This is a genomic window from Massilia sp. Root133 (assembly GCF_001426525.1).
GTDB lineage: Bacteria > Pseudomonadota > Gammaproteobacteria > Burkholderiales > Burkholderiaceae_D > Telluria > Telluria orientalis.
In genome coordinates this window covers 175,800-189,862 of the sequence record NZ_LMEW01000003.1, presented here as the reverse complement: position 1 = coordinate 189,862, position 14,063 = coordinate 175,800, and the positions used below count along the sequence as shown (strand labels likewise).

Below are 14,063 nucleotides of genomic sequence, written 5' to 3'. Positions count from 1 at the left end.
GTAGCCTCCTCAGGCGCATTTGTTGCAAGCCAGATCCCAGCCGCCCGTTGTCGATCCACCGGCGCCCCCACCGATTTTCTGCTGCGTGTACGACCATTTGATCTTGGAGAAGCGTAGTCCGATTTCGTCATGCAGGATGCCGCCCCCATGCACCATTTGCTCCATGTTGGCGATCATGACGTTTTCTAACTCGACTTGGTAATACTTGACGCGGACACCATCGCCATCAGCGCGCATGAACTCCAGCTTGGCCTTCGGGATCGTTTTACCCATCGAGCAGGTCTGCATCAGAACGGGGGAGGCGAGGTCCGCAAGCTTACTGATTGCGAGGGTGCGGTGCTCGCAGCGTTCCGCAGTATGGCCGCCTCCTGTGGATGCGGTTGCGCTACGGGGCTGTGTGACGCCCCATTGTGCCGAAGTCAGCTCGATCCATCCTTGGTGCGCAGAGTCTGCTGACTCGCCCTTGATTCCATCGATACTCAGATAAACGTCAGTAGCCATGCTTCTCTCCGGTACAAGTTGAGGGAAGCGAATATTTTCGACCGGGCCGCTGGCGCCGTCGTTGGTAACTGTCAAGTGAAGTGAAGGGGAAAAATCAAGTCTCAAGAATGGGGTTTCTGGAATTTTCTTCGATTATTAAACGGGTGCCCGTGCGGACGAATCTTCTGTCGTTGACCGACTCTTGAAGAGTGGCCAGCTACGGATGGGCATATAACCCAACGAGTCTAAACACATTAATCACACCGCCGCCGTCCAGTCGCCCGACTTGCCGCCATGCTTTTCCAGCACCCGCACATTGGTCATGACCATCCCCCGATCCGCCGCCTTGCACATGTCATAAATGGTCAGCAGGCCGACCTGCACCGAAGTGAGCGCTTCCATCTCGACCCCGGTCTTGCCGTAGGTCTCCACCTGCGCCCGGCAGTGCACGCTGTTGTTCGCCGCGTCGATCTCGAAATCGACGGCGACCCGCGTGATGGCCAGCGGATGGCACAGGGGGATGAGGTCGCTCGTTCGCTTGGCCGCCATGATGGCCGCGATGCGCGCCACGCCCAGCACGTCGCCCTTCTTGGCCGAGCCCGACGTCACCAGTTCCAGGGTGGCCGGAAGCATGCGGATGGTGCCGGCGGCGACGGCGATACGGTGGGTCGCGTCCTTGGCGCCGACGTCGACCATGTGGGCTTGTCCGGTGGCGTCGAAGTGGGTCAGAGGGGATGTTGTCATGTTGTCGAGGGAACGAAGTAACAAAATATGGCCCAGCAGTAGCGATGGCCGGGAAGCGGTTATCATAGCATCGTGAAACCTAACCCGATTTCAGCGATGTTGCAGCTTTCACCAAGGTGGCCATGGCGCCGTGTCGCCGCCGCCGTCGGCCTGGTCGTGGCCACCGCCGGCGCGTTTGCCGCCCCTACCGTCCCCGTCCTGCGCGGCAGCGCCGATACGACCGGGTTGCCGACGCTCGGCGATACCGCGCGTGCCGACTTGTCGCCCTTCCTGGAGCGCAAGCTGGGCGAGGAGATCATGAACGATATCCGGCGCGATCCCGATTACCTGGACGACGACGCGATCATCGAGTTCCTGAACAATTTCGGCGAAAACCTCGTGTCGTTCGCGCCCGGCGCACGCGGCGAGACGAATGCCGATTTCTTCTTCTTTGCCGTGCGCGATCCGATGATCAACGCGTTCGCGCTGCCCGGCGGCTTCATCGGCGTGCACTCGCAGTTGATCATTTCGGCGCAGAACGAGTCGGAACTGGCCTCCGTGCTGTCGCACGAGATCGGCCACGTGCAGCAGCGCCACATCGCGCGCATGATCGGCCAGCAGAAGCAGGATGCGCTGTTGCCCCTGGCCGCGCTGCTGCTGGCGGCGCTCGTCGGCAAGGCCGGCGGCGGGGCCGATGCGGCGATGGGCGTCATGCTGGGCGGCCAAGGTCTCGCCATCCAGCGCCAGCTGAATTTCAGCCGCGACGCCGAGCGCGAGGCCGATCGCGTCGGCTTCCAGACGATGCGCGCGGCCGGTTACGACACGTCGGGCATGGTGGCGTTCTTCAAGCGCCTGCAGAGCACGACGCGCGTCTATGGCGAGGCGCCGGCCTGGCTCAGCAGCCACCCGCTGACGGGTGAGCGCATCGCCGACATCCAGGCGCGCATCCGCGACAATCCGAAGGTGATGCACATCCGGCCGGACAGCATCGAGTTCCACCTCGTACGCGCGCGCGCGCGCGTGCTGCAGGACGAAAGCCAGAAGGGGCGCGACGAAGCGAAATCCACGTTCGACAGCCAGCTGGCCCAGCCGAACACGCAGCAGCAGACGGCCGCGATGTACGGCCTGTCGTTCCTCGCGCTGAAGCAGGGCGACCTGAAAGGGGCGCAGAGCTGGCTCGACAAGGCGAAGGCATCGACCAGGCCGCGTCCCGGCGTGTTTTCGAGCGAGCGCAGCGGTACCGATGGCAGCGCCATGTTCGCCGCCCTCGGCACCGAGATCAAGCTGGCGCCGGGGCAGCCGCCCGCCGTCGTCCACCAGGCCGTGCAGGATGCGGAAGCCGCGTACCAGAAATTCCCGCTGTCGCGCATGCTGGCGCGCCAGTATGCCGACGCGCTGATCGCGGACGGCCAGCTGGACAAGGCGGCCCAGTTCCTGCGCGACCAGGTGCAGCAATACCGCGAAGAGCCCAAGCTGTACGACCAGCTCGCCAAGGCCTATGCGGCCCAGGGCAAGATCGCGCTGCAGCATATGGCGCTGGCAGAATCGTATGTGCTGTCGGGCGCGTTGCCGGCGGCCGTCGACCAGCTCAATCTCGCGCGCAAGGCGAAGGATGTGTCGTTCTACGACCAGGCCGTGATCGATGCGCGCGAGCGCGAGCTGAACGAGCGGCAGAAGGACGAGAAGAAAGAGAAGAAGGACAAGGATCGGTAACCCAAAACCACGTCGCCCCTGCGAAGGCAGGGGCCTAATTTTGCGTGAGCGACCTACCCAAAAATTCGGTTCCCGCCTTCGCGGGATCGACGTTCACATGTTATCTATTTTTGCCCTTGCAGCAAGTCCGGCAGCCGCACGAACCCGAAGCGTGCCGGCACCTCGTCCGCCGTTAGCCGTCCCACCGCAATACGCCTGTCCTGCCAGCGCAGCGCCAGCTCTCCGGCGCCGCCTGCCATCCACGTCATCACCTCGTCGTCAGACGCAGGCCGCCCATCCAGCTCGAACGCCTGCAGCAATTGCGCCGCGTCGCGGTCGTCCAACTGGGCCACCGTCCGGCCAGCACGCAGCACGATGCCGCCGGCGTCCGTCATGAACGTTTCTTCCGGCGCGCCCAGCGGCTGCCCCGTGTGCAGCACGAGGCCCTGCGCCGGATCCGTGCGCGCGATGAAGGGCGTTGTCTCGAGGTTGATGTACACGCGCTGCGGACCGTTCTGGAAATACCAGCAGCCGCGCTCATCCGATAAATAATTGCGGGCGATGAAGCCGACCAGTGCGGCATTCGTCAGCTTGTCGCCAGGGGCGCCCGCGCGCTGGGCCGCCTCGTCGCGCATGCGCCAGGCGCCGCGCGCGTCCAGTGCCAGCCAGCCGTAGCAGTACGGCACGTTCGGCCACTTGGCCATTGCCTGTTTTACGATGTCGTCCATGGTTCAAGCTTCGCACAGCCGCGCGGGCGCGGGCGCGCGCATGGCCGTGTCGTCGAAAAATGTCAGGATGCGTTGCGGCAGCCAGTCGAGCCGCCCCGGGAAGGGACCGACGGAAAAGCCGACGTGACCGCCCGTCTCGGGATACTCCAGGGTCACCGCGTGTGCAGCTGTCCGCGGCAGGTGCCGGCCGGGCAGGAACGGGTCGTTCTGCGCATTCAGCACGAGCGTCGGCACGACGATGTCGTGCAGGACGTGGCGGGCGCTGGCGCGGTGCCAGTAATCGTCCGTGTCGCGGTAACCGTGCAGCGGGGCGGTGACGACGTTGTCGAAACTATATAAATCGTTCGCGGCGAGGAGGCGGTCGCGGTCGAACAGGCCGGGAAAGCGGTCCAGCTTGGCCAATGCCTTCGGCTTCAACGTCTGCAGGAACATGCGGGTGTACAGGCGGTTGAAGCCGGCCGACAGCGCGGCGCCGCCGGCCGCCAGGTCGAGCGGGGCGGAGATGGCCACGGCGGCATCGACGATGCCCGCGCCATGGCCCTGTTCACCGAGCCAGCGCAGCAGCGCGTTGCCGCCCAGCGAGACGCCGGCCACGTAGAACGGCCCGGAATGGCGGGGGCGCAGGCGGCGGATGATCCAGTCGAGTTCTTCGGCGTCGCCGGAGTGGTAGAAGCGGGGCGCGAGGTTCGGCTCGCCCGAGCAGCCGCGGAAATGCGGGATCGCGCCATGCCAGCCGCGCGCTTTGGCGGCCGCCATCAGCGACCGCGCGTAATGGCTGTCCGACGACCCTTCCAGGCCATGGAACAGCAGTACGCAGGGAGAAGCAGGGGAGGCGCCGTCGACGAGGTCGACGTCGATGAAATCCTGGCCGCAGGGGGTGTTCCAGCGTTCGCGCCGGTAGGCGACGGCCGGCTTGCGGATGCAGACGGCGGGATAAATCGTCTGCAGGTCACCGCCCGGCAGCCACCACGGCGCCTGGTAGCCTGCTGCGCCCGCTTGGTTCACGGCAAGCTCCCGACAGGAAAGAAATCAGTGATGCGCCAGCACGGTGCCCGGCTTCAGGCGGTACTGGGTGCCGCAGTACGGGCACTTTGCGTTGCCGTCATGATCGAAGTCCAGGAACACGCGCGGGTGCGACGACCACAGCGGCATGGCAGGGTTCGGGCAATAGGCCGGCAGGTCCTTGGCTTCCAGTTCCACGACCGGGATGGTCTTGTCGTTCATTCATTTCTCCGTCAGCTAATAGGTAGGGAAACACAGCATTCCCAAAACCACGATTCTAACGGATTCGACCTGATTGCCGGAATGGTCCGGTAGAATAGCAACCTTAATACTGTCGAGTAGAATTTCCGACAGGGAAATCTACGCGCATTTTCACGCCCTCGTTTCATGTCCGAACGCAGCCTGTCCGCCATGCTTGTCGACCGCTTTTGTTGCAGGAACGCGACATGAGCGGAGTGCGCATGGAGAGCGGCAACGATGTCGACGGGCACGACCCCGTCGCCTGGCGCGAGGGTTTCCAGGTCGGCCTGCCCACGCTGTTCGGCCTCGGCGCATGGGGCATCGTGGTCGGGGTCGCGATGGTCAAGAGCGGCCTCACGGTGCTGCAAGCCAGCGCCATGACGCTGATCGTGTATTCCGGTTCGGCGCAGCTTGCATCGCTGCCGCTGATCGCCACCGGCGCCCCCATCGGCGTCATCTTCGCCACCGCCTTCGTCGTCAACCTGCGGTTCGTCATCTTTTCCGCACTGCTCGCCCCCCATTTCTCGCACCTGCCGGTGGTGCAGCGTTTTTATCTTGGCCATATCTCCGGCGACCTGACCACCGCGCTCTTCCTGCAGCGCTATCCCCGCACGGCGCCCGAACGGGGCAAGCTGTCGTTCCTGAAGGGCTTGCTGTATCCGAGCTGGGTCGCGTGGCAGGTCGGCACGTTCATCGGCATCTTCCTGGGCAGCGCCGTGCCGACGGAATGGCAGCTGGGCTTTGCCGGCACGCTCGCCATCCTGTGCATCCTCGTCCCGCTGGTCATGAACAGCGCGGCCCTGTGCGGCGTGCTCGTGGCGGGCATCGTGTCCGTGCTGGCGCATGGCCTGCCGTACAAGCTCGGGCTGCTGCTTGCGGTTCTCGTCGGCATGGTCACCGCCATCGCCATCGAGGAAACGCAGGAACGCCGCAAGGTCCGCCATGGCTGACTGGGAAATCTGGACCGTCATCGTGGTGCTGGGTGTCGCCACCGCATGCTGCCGCAGCGCCTTGTGGATGGTGGGCCACCGCGTGACGATTCCCCGGCGCGTGCAGGAAATGCTGCGCTATGCGCCCGCCTGCGCGCTGGCCGCGATCGTCGCGCCCGATTTCATGCTGGGGCCGCAGGGGGAGGTCGAGCTGGCCGTCACGAACCCGAAACTCCTGGCCGGTATCATCTCGCTGGCCTACTACCTGTGGCGGCGGAACATGTTGCAGACCATCGTTATTGGCATGGTGGTATTTACTGTGCTGCGCGTTTCTGGTGTTTTCCATGGGGTCGGCTAAGGTAAAATAGCGTTTTTTAAACATTCCAAGATTGTTGACAATGGCCGTTCTCAATTTCACCCGCTTGCAAGACCTGATCGACCAAGACGCGCTGAAAGGCAAGCGCGTCTTCATCCGCGCCGACCTGAATGTCCCGCAGGACGACGCCGGCAACATTACGGAAGACACGCGCGTGCGTGCTTCGGTTCCCGCGATCCGCGCTGCGCTTGATGCGGGTGCGGCCGTGATGGTCACGTCGCACCTGGGCCGTCCGACCGAGGGCGAGTTCAAGCCGGAAGACAGCCTGGCGCCGGTCGCCAAGCGCCTGTCCGAGCTGCTGGGCCAGCCGGTTGAACTGAAACAGAACTGGGTCGATGGCGTCGACGTCGCGCCGGGCCAGGTCGTGCTGCTGGAAAACTGCCGCGTCAACAAGGGCGAGAAGAAGAATTCGGACGAGCTGGCGCAGAAGATGGCCAAGCTGTGCGACATCTATGTGAATGACGCCTTCGGCACCGCGCACCGCGCCGAAGCGACCACGCACGGCATCGCGAAGTTCGCGCCCGTGGTCGCCGCCGGTCCGCTGCTGGCGGCCGAGCTGGATGCGCTGGGCAAGGCCCTGGGCGCGCCGCAGCGTCCGCTGCTGGCGATCGTCGCCGGCTCCAAGGTGTCGACCAAGCTGTCGATCCTGCAGAGCCTGGCCGACAAGGTCGACAACCTGATCGTGGGCGGCGGCATCGCCAACACGTTCATGAAGGCCGTGGGCCTGAACATCGGCAAATCGCTGGCGGAAGCGGACCTCGTCGGCGAGGCGAAAACCATCATCGACAAGATGGCCGCCCGTGGCGCGACCGTGCCGATCCCGGTGGACGTCGTGTGCGCGAAGGAGTTTTCGCCGACCGCCACCGCGACCGTCAAGGACGTCAAGGATGTGGCCGACGACGACATGATCCTGGACATCGGCCCGAAGACCGCGGCCCAGCTCGCCGAGCAGATCGCCAAGGCGGGCACCATCGTGTGGAACGGTCCGGTCGGCGTGTTCGAGTTCGACCAGTTCGCCGAAGGCACCAAGACCCTGGCCCAGGCCATCGCCGCATCGAAAGCCTTCTCGATCGCGGGCGGCGGCGACACCCTGGCTGCCATCGCAAAATACAATATTGCCGACCAAGTCGGCTATATCTCGACCGGCGGCGGCGCCTTCCTCGAGTTCCTCGAAGGTAAGACGCTTCCGGCGGTGGAGATCCTGCTGCAGCGTAGCGCTGCGAAATAACACCTCACGGTCACCGGCGCAGCCCACGGGCTGCGCTTTTCACTTCAAGGATAGATCAATGTCTCGTGGTACCAAGATCGTCGCAACCATCGGCCCCGCTTCCTCCGACTTCGATACGCTCGTCCGCATGATCCGCGCGGGCGTGGACATCGTGCGCCTGAATTTCTCGCACGGCCGCGCCCAGGACCATATCGACCGTGCCAACCTGGTGCGTCGCGCCGCGGCCGAGTGCGGCCGCGAAGTGGCGATCATGGCCGACATGCAGGGCCCGAAGATCCGCGTCGGCAAGTTCGAAGAAGGCAAGATCGTACTGAACAACGGTGACCGCTTCATCCTGGACGCCCGCTGGGGCGAGAACGGCGAGCTGGGCAACCAGGAACGCGTCGGCCTCGACTACAAGGCACTGCCGAACGACGTCCGTCCGGGTGACACGCTGCTGCTGAACGACGGCCTGATCGTGCTGATCGTCGAGCGCGTGGCCGGCAGCGAGATCCACACCATCGTCAAGGTGGGCGGCGACCTGTCCAACAACAAGGGCATCAACCGCATGGGCGGCGGCCTGACGGCGCCGGCGCTGACCGCGAAGGACATGGAGGACATCAAGACCGCGATGACCTTCCAGGCCGACTACCTGGCGATCTCGTTCCCGAAAACGGCGACCGACATGGAAATGGCGCGCCAGCTGGCGAACATCGCCGGCGAGCCGTTCGGCCACAAGCCGATGATGATCGCGAAGATCGAGCGCGCGGAAGCAATTCCCGTTCTGCAAGAGATCCTGGACGCCTCCGACGGCATCATGGTCGCCCGCGGCGACCTCGCCGTCGAAGTGGGCAACGCGGCCGTACCGGCGCTGCAGAAGCGCATGATCCGCATGGCGCGCGATTGCAACAAGCTGGCGATCACCGCCACGCAGATGATGGAGTCGATGATCGTCAACGCCGTGCCGACCCGCGCCGAAGTGTCGGACGTGGCCAACGCTGTGCTGGACGGCACCGACGCCGTGATGACGTCGGCCGAGACCGCCGCCGGCAAGTGGCCGGTCGAGACGGTCGAGATGATGTCCGCGATCTGCGTCGAAGCGGAACGTTCCGAATACAACAAGCTGGAAGCCGACTTCCTGAACGTGCAGTTCACCCGCATCGACCAGTCGATCGCGTACGGCGCCCTGTTCACCGCGCACCACCTGCGCGTGAAGGCGATCGTCGCGCTGACCGAGTCCGGTTCGACCGCGCTGTGGATGAGCCGCCACCGCGTCGACACCCCGATCTTCGCCCTGACGCCAAGCGTCACCACCCAACGCAAGGTTGCGTTGTATCGTAACGTGCATGCGTACCACCTGACGCAGCGCGGCGACAGCGCCGCCGTCCTGAAACAGGCGGAAGACTTGCTGGTCGCCAACGGCATCGTCAAGAAGGGCGACACGATCGTCGTCACGTGGGGCGAGCCGATGGGCCAGGTCGGCGGCACGAACGCGCTCAAGATCGTTCGCGTCGGTGAATTCAATTAAGAGGGAGCTCAACACCTGAGCGCGCGGCCGCAACCGCGGCCGCGCCAGACTGTCGAACGGATGATGTGCATGGCTGACGCGCCTTCGCGCGAGGCCAGACGCACGCACGCGCAGAAGGTGTGAGACCCGGAAAGGTTTCTTTATTCCTATGGAGCTAAACCATGGCACTCGTATCAATGCGTCAACTGCTGGACCACGCCGCCGAACACGGCTACGGCCTCCCGGCGTTTAACGTCAACAACCTGGAGCAGGTCCAGGCCATCATGGCCGCGGCCGACCAGACCGGCAGCCCGGTGATCATGCAGGCTTCGGCCGGCGCCCGCAAATATGCCGGCGAAGCGTTCCTGCGCCACCTGATCGACGCCGCCGTCGAAGCCTACCCGCACATTCCCGTCGTCATGCACCAGGACCACGGCCAGTCGCCGGCCGTCTGCATGGCCGCGATCCGTTCGGGCTTCACGTCCGTCATGATGGACGGCTCGCTGGAAGCGGACGGCAAGTCCGTCGCCTCCTACGACTACAACGTCGAGGTGTCGAAGGAAGTGGTGAAATTCGCGCACTCGATCGGCGTGACCGTCGAAGCGGAACTGGGCGTGCTCGGTTCGCTGGAAACGATGAAGGGCGACAAGGAGGACGGCCACGGCGCGGACCGCACCATGACCCGCGAAGAACTGCTGACCGACGTGGCGCAGGCCGCCGACTTCGTCGCGCGCACCCAGTGCGACGCGCTGGCCATCGCCATCGGCACCTCGCACGGCGCGTATAAATTCACGCGCAAGCCGACCGGCGACATCCTCGCCATCGACCGCATCAAGGAAATCCACGCGCGCATCCCGAACACGCACCTCGTGATGCACGGTTCGTCGTCGGTTCCGCAGGAGCTGCTGGCGATCATCCGCGAATTCGGCGGCGACATGAAGGAAACGTATGGCGTGCCGGTCGAGGAAATCCAGGAAGGCATCAAGCACGGCGTCCGCAAGATCAATATCGACACGGACATCCGCCTGGCGATGACGGCCGCGATCCGCAAATACCTGTTCGAGAACCCGTCGAAATTCGACCCGCGCGACTACCTGAAGCCGGCCCGCGAAGCCGCGACGCAGATCTGCAAGGCACGCTATATCTCCTTCGGCTGCGAAGGCATGGCTGCCAAGATCAAGCCGATTCCGCTGGAGAAAATGGCGGAGCGCTACAAGGCGGGTGAGCTGGCGCAGATCGTTCAGTAATCCCCAAGCCGTCGTTCCCGCGAAGGCGGGAACCCATACTGAATCGCCAGATTCGGTAAGTTGAAAGCAGCGCGAGGCTTTTGAACACGAACTTCGGAACCTCAGCATGGGCCCCCGCTTTCGCGGGGGCGACGATTTCCACGCAATATTCGCGTAAAATATCGCTTTGGCACCGGCTCTCACTAGCCTTCGCCCATCCGACCGGCCTCTTCGCCGGTTTCGCTTTATCAAGATATCCCCTCTATGAAAAGCCTCTACCAATCCACTATTTCCTCCCTGCCATTGCTGGGCCATGGCAAGGTCCGTGACAACTACGCCGTCGGCGACGACAAGATCCTGATCGTCACGACCGACCGCCTGTCGGCCTTCGACGTCGTCATGAACGAACCGATCCCCGGCAAGGGTATGGTGCTGAACCAGATGAGCGATTTCTGGTTCGAAAAACTCGGCCACATCGTGCCGAACCACCTGACCGGCGTGGCGCCGGAATCCGTGGTCGCACCCGAGGAAGTGGAGCAGGTAAAAGGCCGCGCCGTCGTCGCCAAGCGCCTGAAGCCGATCCTCGTGGAAGCCGTCGTGCGCGGCTACATCATCGGTTCGGGCTGGAAGGATTACCAGGCGACCGGATCCGTCTGCGGCATCCAGTTGCCGGCCGGCCTGCGCCAGGCCGACAAGCTGCCCGAGCCGCTGTTCACCCCGGCCGCGAAAGCCGACCTGGGCGAGCACGACGAGAACATCAGCTTCGCCGACATGGAACAGCGCATCGGTTCGGAACTGGCAAATAAAATCCGCGACATCAGTATCCAGCTGTACAAGACCGCCGCCGACTACGCCGCCACGCGCGGCATCATCATCGCCGACACCAAGTTCGAATTCGGCCTGGACGAGAACGGCGTGCTGCACCTGATGGACGAAGTCCTGACCGCCGATTCCTCGCGTTTCTGGCCGGCGGACTCGTACGCCCCGGACATGTCGCCGCCGTCGTTCGACAAGCAGTTCGTGCGCGACTACCTGGAAACGCTGAAGGACTGGAACAAGGCCCCGCCGGCACCGGCGTTGCCGCAGGACGTCATCGACAAGACCCAGGCCAAGTACTTCGAAGCCATCGAACGCCTGACCGGCGAGAAGCTGAAGGTCTGAGATGGCGGATCAGCAGAATAAGCCGCTGGTCGGCGTGATCATGGGCTCCAGCTCCGACTGGGACGTGATGCAGCACGCCTGCGCCATGCTGAAGCAGTTCGGCGTGCCGTTCGAGGCGCAGGTGATCTCGGCGCACCGCATGCCGGACGAGATGTTCGCGTACGCGGAATCCGCCCGTCGCCGCGGCCTGCGTGCCATCATCGCCGGTGCCGGCGGTGCCGCGCACCTGCCGGGCATGGTCGCCGCGAAGACGGTCGTGCCCGTGCTGGGCGTGCCCGTCCCGTCGAAATACCTGCGCGGCGAAGACTCGCTGCTGTCGATCGTGCAGATGCCGAAGGGCGTGCCCGTGTCGACGTTCGCCATCGGCGAAGCCGGCGCCGCGAATGCCGCGCTGACCGCGATCGCCATCATCGCCACCACCGACGACGCCCTGGCGGGCCAGCTTGAACAATTCCGCCAGCAACAGACCGCCGCCGCCAAGGCCATGACCCTGCCTGTGAACGACTGATGAGTGATACGAAGTCACTAGCCTATTTGCCGGAAGCCGCGGAACCTGCGTGGCTGGGCGTGATGGGCGGCGGCCAGCTGGGCCGCATGTTTGCCCACGCCGCACAGGCGATGGGCTACCGCGTGGCCGTGCTGGAGCCGTCGGATGACTGCCCGGCCGGCCAGGTCGCCGAGCGCCTCGTCGAGGCCGGCTACGAAGATGCGGCCGGCCTGGATGCGCTGGCCGCGCAATGCGTGGCCGTCACGACCGAATTCGAAAACGTCCCGGCCGCCAGCCTGTCGCGCCTCGCGCAGCAGGTGTTCGTGGCGCCGAACGCGCACGGCGTGTCCGTCGCCCAGGACCGCATCGCGGAAAAATCCTTCTTCGTCGCCTGCGCAAGTAAATCCGGCGTGATGCCGGCGCCGCACAAGGTGATCGCGAGCGATGCCGACATCGACGCCATCGCCGACGACCTGCTGCCCGGCATCCTGAAAACGGTGCGCATGGGCTACGACGGCAAGGGCCAGGTGCGCGTGCGCACGCGCGAGGACGTCCGCGCCGCGTTCGAATCCATGGACCGCGTGACCTGTCTGCTGGAAAAGATGCTGCCGCTCGCGTACGAGGTGTCCGTGCTGACGGCGCGTGGGGCGGATGGCCAGTCGGTCGTCTACCCGATCGCGGAAAACGTGCACCGCGACGGCATCCTGTTCACGACGACCGTGCCGGGCCCGAACGTGTCCGCCGAATGCGCGCGCAAGGCGCAGGATGCGGCCCGTGCCATCGTGGCCGAGCTCGGTTATGTCGGCGTGCTGTGCATCGAATTCTTCGTGCTGGCGGACGGTTCGCTGGTCGTCAACGAGATGGCGCCGCGGCCGCACAACAGCGGCCACTACACGATCGACGCGTGCATCACGAGCCAGTTCGCGCAGCAAGTCCGTGCGATGGCGAAACTGCCGCTGGGCGACGTGCGCCAGCATTCGCCGGCCGTGATGCTGAATATCCTCGGCGACGTGTGGTTCGATGGTGAGACCGTCCGTGAACCGGCATGGGATGCCGTGCTGGCGCTGCCCGGCGCCAACCTGCACCTGTACGGCAAGACCGACCCGCGCCGCGGCCGCAAGATGGGGCACGTGACGTTCGTCGCGCCGACGCTGCAAGAGGCGCAAGCAAACTTTGCGCAGGCCTGCACCATCCTCGGGATCGCGCTGTGACCGATGTGATCAAAACCGCCGCGCTCGCGCTCGAGGCCGGCCGCCTCGTCGCGCTGCCGACCGAGACCGTGTACGGCCTCGGCGCCGACGCGGAGAACCCGGCCGCGGTTGCCGCGATCTATGCCGCCAAGGGCCGCCCGCAGGATCACCCCGTGATCGTGCATGTGGCTCCTGGCGTCGATCTCGACTACTGGGCGGCCGACATCCCGTCGGAAGCACGCCAGCTGGCCGATGCCTTCTGGCCCGGTCCGCTAACGATGATCCTGAAACGTGCGCCGCACATTCCGGACGCCGTCTCGGGCGGGCAGGACACGGTCGGCATCCGCTGCCCGTCGCATCCGGTGGCGATCGAACTGCTGCAGGCATTCAAGGGCGGGAAGGGCGGCATCGCGGCGCCATCCGCGAATAAATTCGGCGCCGTCAGCCCGACGACCGCGCAGCATGTGCGCGACGAGTTCGGCGACGACATCGGAGAACACGGCCGCATCGCCTTCGTGCTGGATGGCGGCCAGAGCGAGGTCGGCATCGAATCGACGATCGTCGACCTGTCGCGCCTGGCGACGCACGGCCCCGTGCTGCTGCGTCCGGGCCATATCTCGGCGGATGCCATCGCGGCCGTGATCGACCAGGTGCCGGCCCGTCCGGATGCCGCGGCACCCCGCGCCTCGGGCACGCTGGAATCGCATTACGCGCCGCACACGCCGGTCGCGATGCAGGACACGGCGACCTTGGCCGACACCTTGTCCAGGTTGCAAGAGGCGGGACGCAAGGTTGCGCTGATCCATTATTCGGATTTGGCCGCCACGCACGCGGCCGTCCGCCTGCCCGCCTCGCCGGAGGGCTTTGCGCATGCGCTGTACGCGGCGCTGCGCGCGATGGATGGCGCGGGTGCCGACGTCATCCTCGTCGAGGCGCCGCCGCAGGATGGGCCCTGGCTGGGCGTCAACGACCGCCTGCGCCGCGCCGCGCATGGTTCGACCGGCATCGTGCACGGGTTGATAAACAACACTACCGCGCTGTAATCAGTCGGGAATCTTCCCAAAAACGCTAGTCCGGTGCATGCTACTCGGCAATCCCGGCCCGCCTTTCTGCGC

Annotated in this window: 15 protein-coding genes; 10 read left to right on the top strand and 5 right to left on the bottom strand. The window is 65.0% G+C overall.

What is annotated here, in order from left to right; translation table 11 throughout:
• Positions 1 to 9: 9 nt before the first annotated feature.
• Together ASD28_RS04645 and moaC are read right to left on the bottom strand one after the other, a co-directional pair.
• Complete coding sequence (locus tag ASD28_RS04645) at positions 10 to 501, bottom strand: type VI secretion system tube protein Hcp (RefSeq protein WP_056124678.1); 492 nt, start codon at positions 499 to 501, stop codon at positions 10 to 12.
• Positions 502 to 738: 237 nt separating this feature from the next.
• A complete protein-coding gene (gene moaC, locus ASD28_RS04640; RefSeq protein WP_056124673.1) occupies positions 739 to 1,224 on the bottom strand; it encodes a cyclic pyranopterin monophosphate synthase MoaC in 486 nt (161 codons plus the stop codon).
• 96 nt (positions 1,225 to 1,320) lie between these two features.
• Here moaC and ASD28_RS04635 point away from each other — a divergent pair, with 96 nt between their 5' ends.
• Entirely contained in the window at positions 1,321 to 2,916 is a 1,596-nt protein-coding gene (locus ASD28_RS04635; RefSeq protein ID WP_082577097.1) for a M48 family metalloprotease, read from the top strand.
• A 104-nt stretch (positions 2,917 to 3,020) separates the two neighbouring features.
• Here the strand turns inward: ASD28_RS04635 and ASD28_RS04630 are convergent, their stop codons facing one another.
• From ASD28_RS04630 to ASD28_RS04620, 3 genes are read right to left on the bottom strand one after another with little or no spacing between them, the layout of a single operon-like run.
• A complete protein-coding gene (locus tag ASD28_RS04630) occupies positions 3,021 to 3,623 on the bottom strand; it encodes a DUF2946 family protein (protein ID WP_056124671.1) in 603 nt (200 codons plus the stop codon).
• A 3-nt stretch (positions 3,624 to 3,626) separates the two neighbouring features.
• Positions 3,627 to 4,628 carry a YheT family hydrolase gene (locus ASD28_RS04625; RefSeq protein ID WP_056124667.1) on the bottom strand — a complete coding sequence of 334 codons (1,002 nt, stop codon included), beginning with the start codon at positions 4,626 to 4,628 and terminating at the stop codon, positions 3,627 to 3,629.
• A 24-nt stretch (positions 4,629 to 4,652) separates the two neighbouring features.
• Positions 4,653 to 4,847: a zinc-finger domain-containing protein gene (locus ASD28_RS04620; protein ID WP_036236204.1), complete on the bottom strand. Its 195-nt coding sequence runs from the start codon at positions 4,845 to 4,847 to the stop codon at positions 4,653 to 4,655.
• Between the two features lie 224 nt (positions 4,848 to 5,071).
• Here ASD28_RS04620 and ASD28_RS04615 point away from each other — a divergent pair, with 224 nt between their 5' ends.
• From ASD28_RS04615 to ASD28_RS04575, 9 genes are all read left to right on the top strand, one after another.
• Positions 5,072 to 5,815, top strand: coding sequence for an AzlC family ABC transporter permease (locus ASD28_RS04615; RefSeq protein WP_056124664.1), 744 nt, complete (start codon positions 5,072 to 5,074; stop codon positions 5,813 to 5,815).
• On the top strand, positions 5,808 to 6,152 hold the full coding sequence (locus ASD28_RS04610; RefSeq protein ID WP_056124661.1) for an AzlD domain-containing protein: 345 nt from the start codon (positions 5,808 to 5,810) through the stop codon (positions 6,150 to 6,152). The genes ASD28_RS04615 and ASD28_RS04610 overlap by 8 nt, the downstream gene beginning before the upstream one ends.
• Positions 6,153 to 6,192: 40 nt before the next feature.
• The gene (locus tag ASD28_RS04605) at positions 6,193 to 7,398 is read left to right on the top strand and encodes a phosphoglycerate kinase (protein WP_056124658.1); all 1,206 of its coding nucleotides are present in this window, start codon (positions 6,193 to 6,195) and stop codon (positions 7,396 to 7,398) included.
• Between the two features lie 58 nt (positions 7,399 to 7,456).
• A complete protein-coding gene (gene pyk, locus ASD28_RS04600; RefSeq protein WP_056124654.1) occupies positions 7,457 to 8,905 on the top strand; it encodes a pyruvate kinase in 1,449 nt (482 codons plus the stop codon).
• A gap of 161 nt (positions 8,906 to 9,066) precedes the next feature.
• Positions 9,067 to 10,131, top strand: a complete 1,065-nt coding sequence (gene fba, locus ASD28_RS04595) for a class II fructose-bisphosphate aldolase (protein ID WP_056124652.1) — start codon at positions 9,067 to 9,069, stop codon at positions 10,129 to 10,131.
• A 243-nt stretch (positions 10,132 to 10,374) separates the two neighbouring features.
• Positions 10,375 to 11,271 (top strand): phosphoribosylaminoimidazolesuccinocarboxamide synthase, encoded by an 897-nt coding sequence (locus ASD28_RS04590; protein WP_056124649.1) that lies wholly within the window; start codon positions 10,375 to 10,377, stop codon positions 11,269 to 11,271.
• Between the two features lies 1 nt (position 11,272).
• Complete coding sequence (gene purE, locus ASD28_RS04585) at positions 11,273 to 11,779, top strand: 5-(carboxyamino)imidazole ribonucleotide mutase (protein WP_036236192.1); 507 nt, start codon at positions 11,273 to 11,275, stop codon at positions 11,777 to 11,779.
• Entirely contained in the window at positions 11,779 to 12,969 is a 1,191-nt protein-coding gene (locus ASD28_RS04580) for a 5-(carboxyamino)imidazole ribonucleotide synthase (protein ID WP_056124646.1), read from the top strand. Before purE ends, ASD28_RS04580 begins: the two co-directional genes overlap by 1 nt.
• Positions 12,966 to 13,991 carry an L-threonylcarbamoyladenylate synthase gene (locus ASD28_RS04575; protein WP_056124643.1) on the top strand — a complete coding sequence of 342 codons (1,026 nt, stop codon included), beginning with the start codon at positions 12,966 to 12,968 and terminating at the stop codon, positions 13,989 to 13,991. Before ASD28_RS04580 ends, ASD28_RS04575 begins: the two co-directional genes overlap by 4 nt.
• The last annotated feature ends 72 nt before the right edge of the window (positions 13,992 to 14,063 follow it).

What these genes read in the sequence shown, in the direction of transcription:
- ASD28_RS04615 (WP_056124664.1), top strand. Translation starts at nt 5,072, where the DNA reads ATGAGCGGAGTGCGCATGGAGAGCGGCAACGATGTCGACGGGCACGAC.
- ASD28_RS04620 (WP_036236204.1), bottom strand. Translation starts at nt 4,847, where the DNA reads ATGAACGACAAGACCATCCCGGTCGTGGAACTGGAAGCCAAGGACCTG.
- ASD28_RS04610 (WP_056124661.1), top strand. Translation starts at nt 5,808, where the DNA reads ATGGCTGACTGGGAAATCTGGACCGTCATCGTGGTGCTGGGTGTCGCC.
- pyk (WP_056124654.1), top strand. Translation starts at nt 7,457, where the DNA reads ATGTCTCGTGGTACCAAGATCGTCGCAACCATCGGCCCCGCTTCCTCC.
- ASD28_RS04645 (WP_056124678.1), bottom strand. Translation starts at nt 501, where the DNA reads ATGGCTACTGACGTTTATCTGAGTATCGATGGAATCAAGGGCGAGTCA.
- ASD28_RS04635 (WP_082577097.1), top strand. Translation starts at nt 1,321, where the DNA reads ATGTTGCAGCTTTCACCAAGGTGGCCATGGCGCCGTGTCGCCGCCGCC.
- purE (WP_036236192.1), top strand. Translation starts at nt 11,273, where the DNA reads ATGGCGGATCAGCAGAATAAGCCGCTGGTCGGCGTGATCATGGGCTCC.
- ASD28_RS04590 (WP_056124649.1), top strand. Translation starts at nt 10,375, where the DNA reads ATGAAAAGCCTCTACCAATCCACTATTTCCTCCCTGCCATTGCTGGGC.
- ASD28_RS04605 (WP_056124658.1), top strand. Translation starts at nt 6,193, where the DNA reads ATGGCCGTTCTCAATTTCACCCGCTTGCAAGACCTGATCGACCAAGAC.
- fba (WP_056124652.1), top strand. Translation starts at nt 9,067, where the DNA reads ATGGCACTCGTATCAATGCGTCAACTGCTGGACCACGCCGCCGAACAC.
- ASD28_RS04580 (WP_056124646.1), top strand. Translation starts at nt 11,779, where the DNA reads ATGAGTGATACGAAGTCACTAGCCTATTTGCCGGAAGCCGCGGAACCT.
- ASD28_RS04630 (WP_056124671.1), bottom strand. Translation starts at nt 3,623, where the DNA reads ATGGACGACATCGTAAAACAGGCAATGGCCAAGTGGCCGAACGTGCCG.
- moaC (WP_056124673.1), bottom strand. Translation starts at nt 1,224, where the DNA reads ATGACAACATCCCCTCTGACCCACTTCGACGCCACCGGACAAGCCCAC.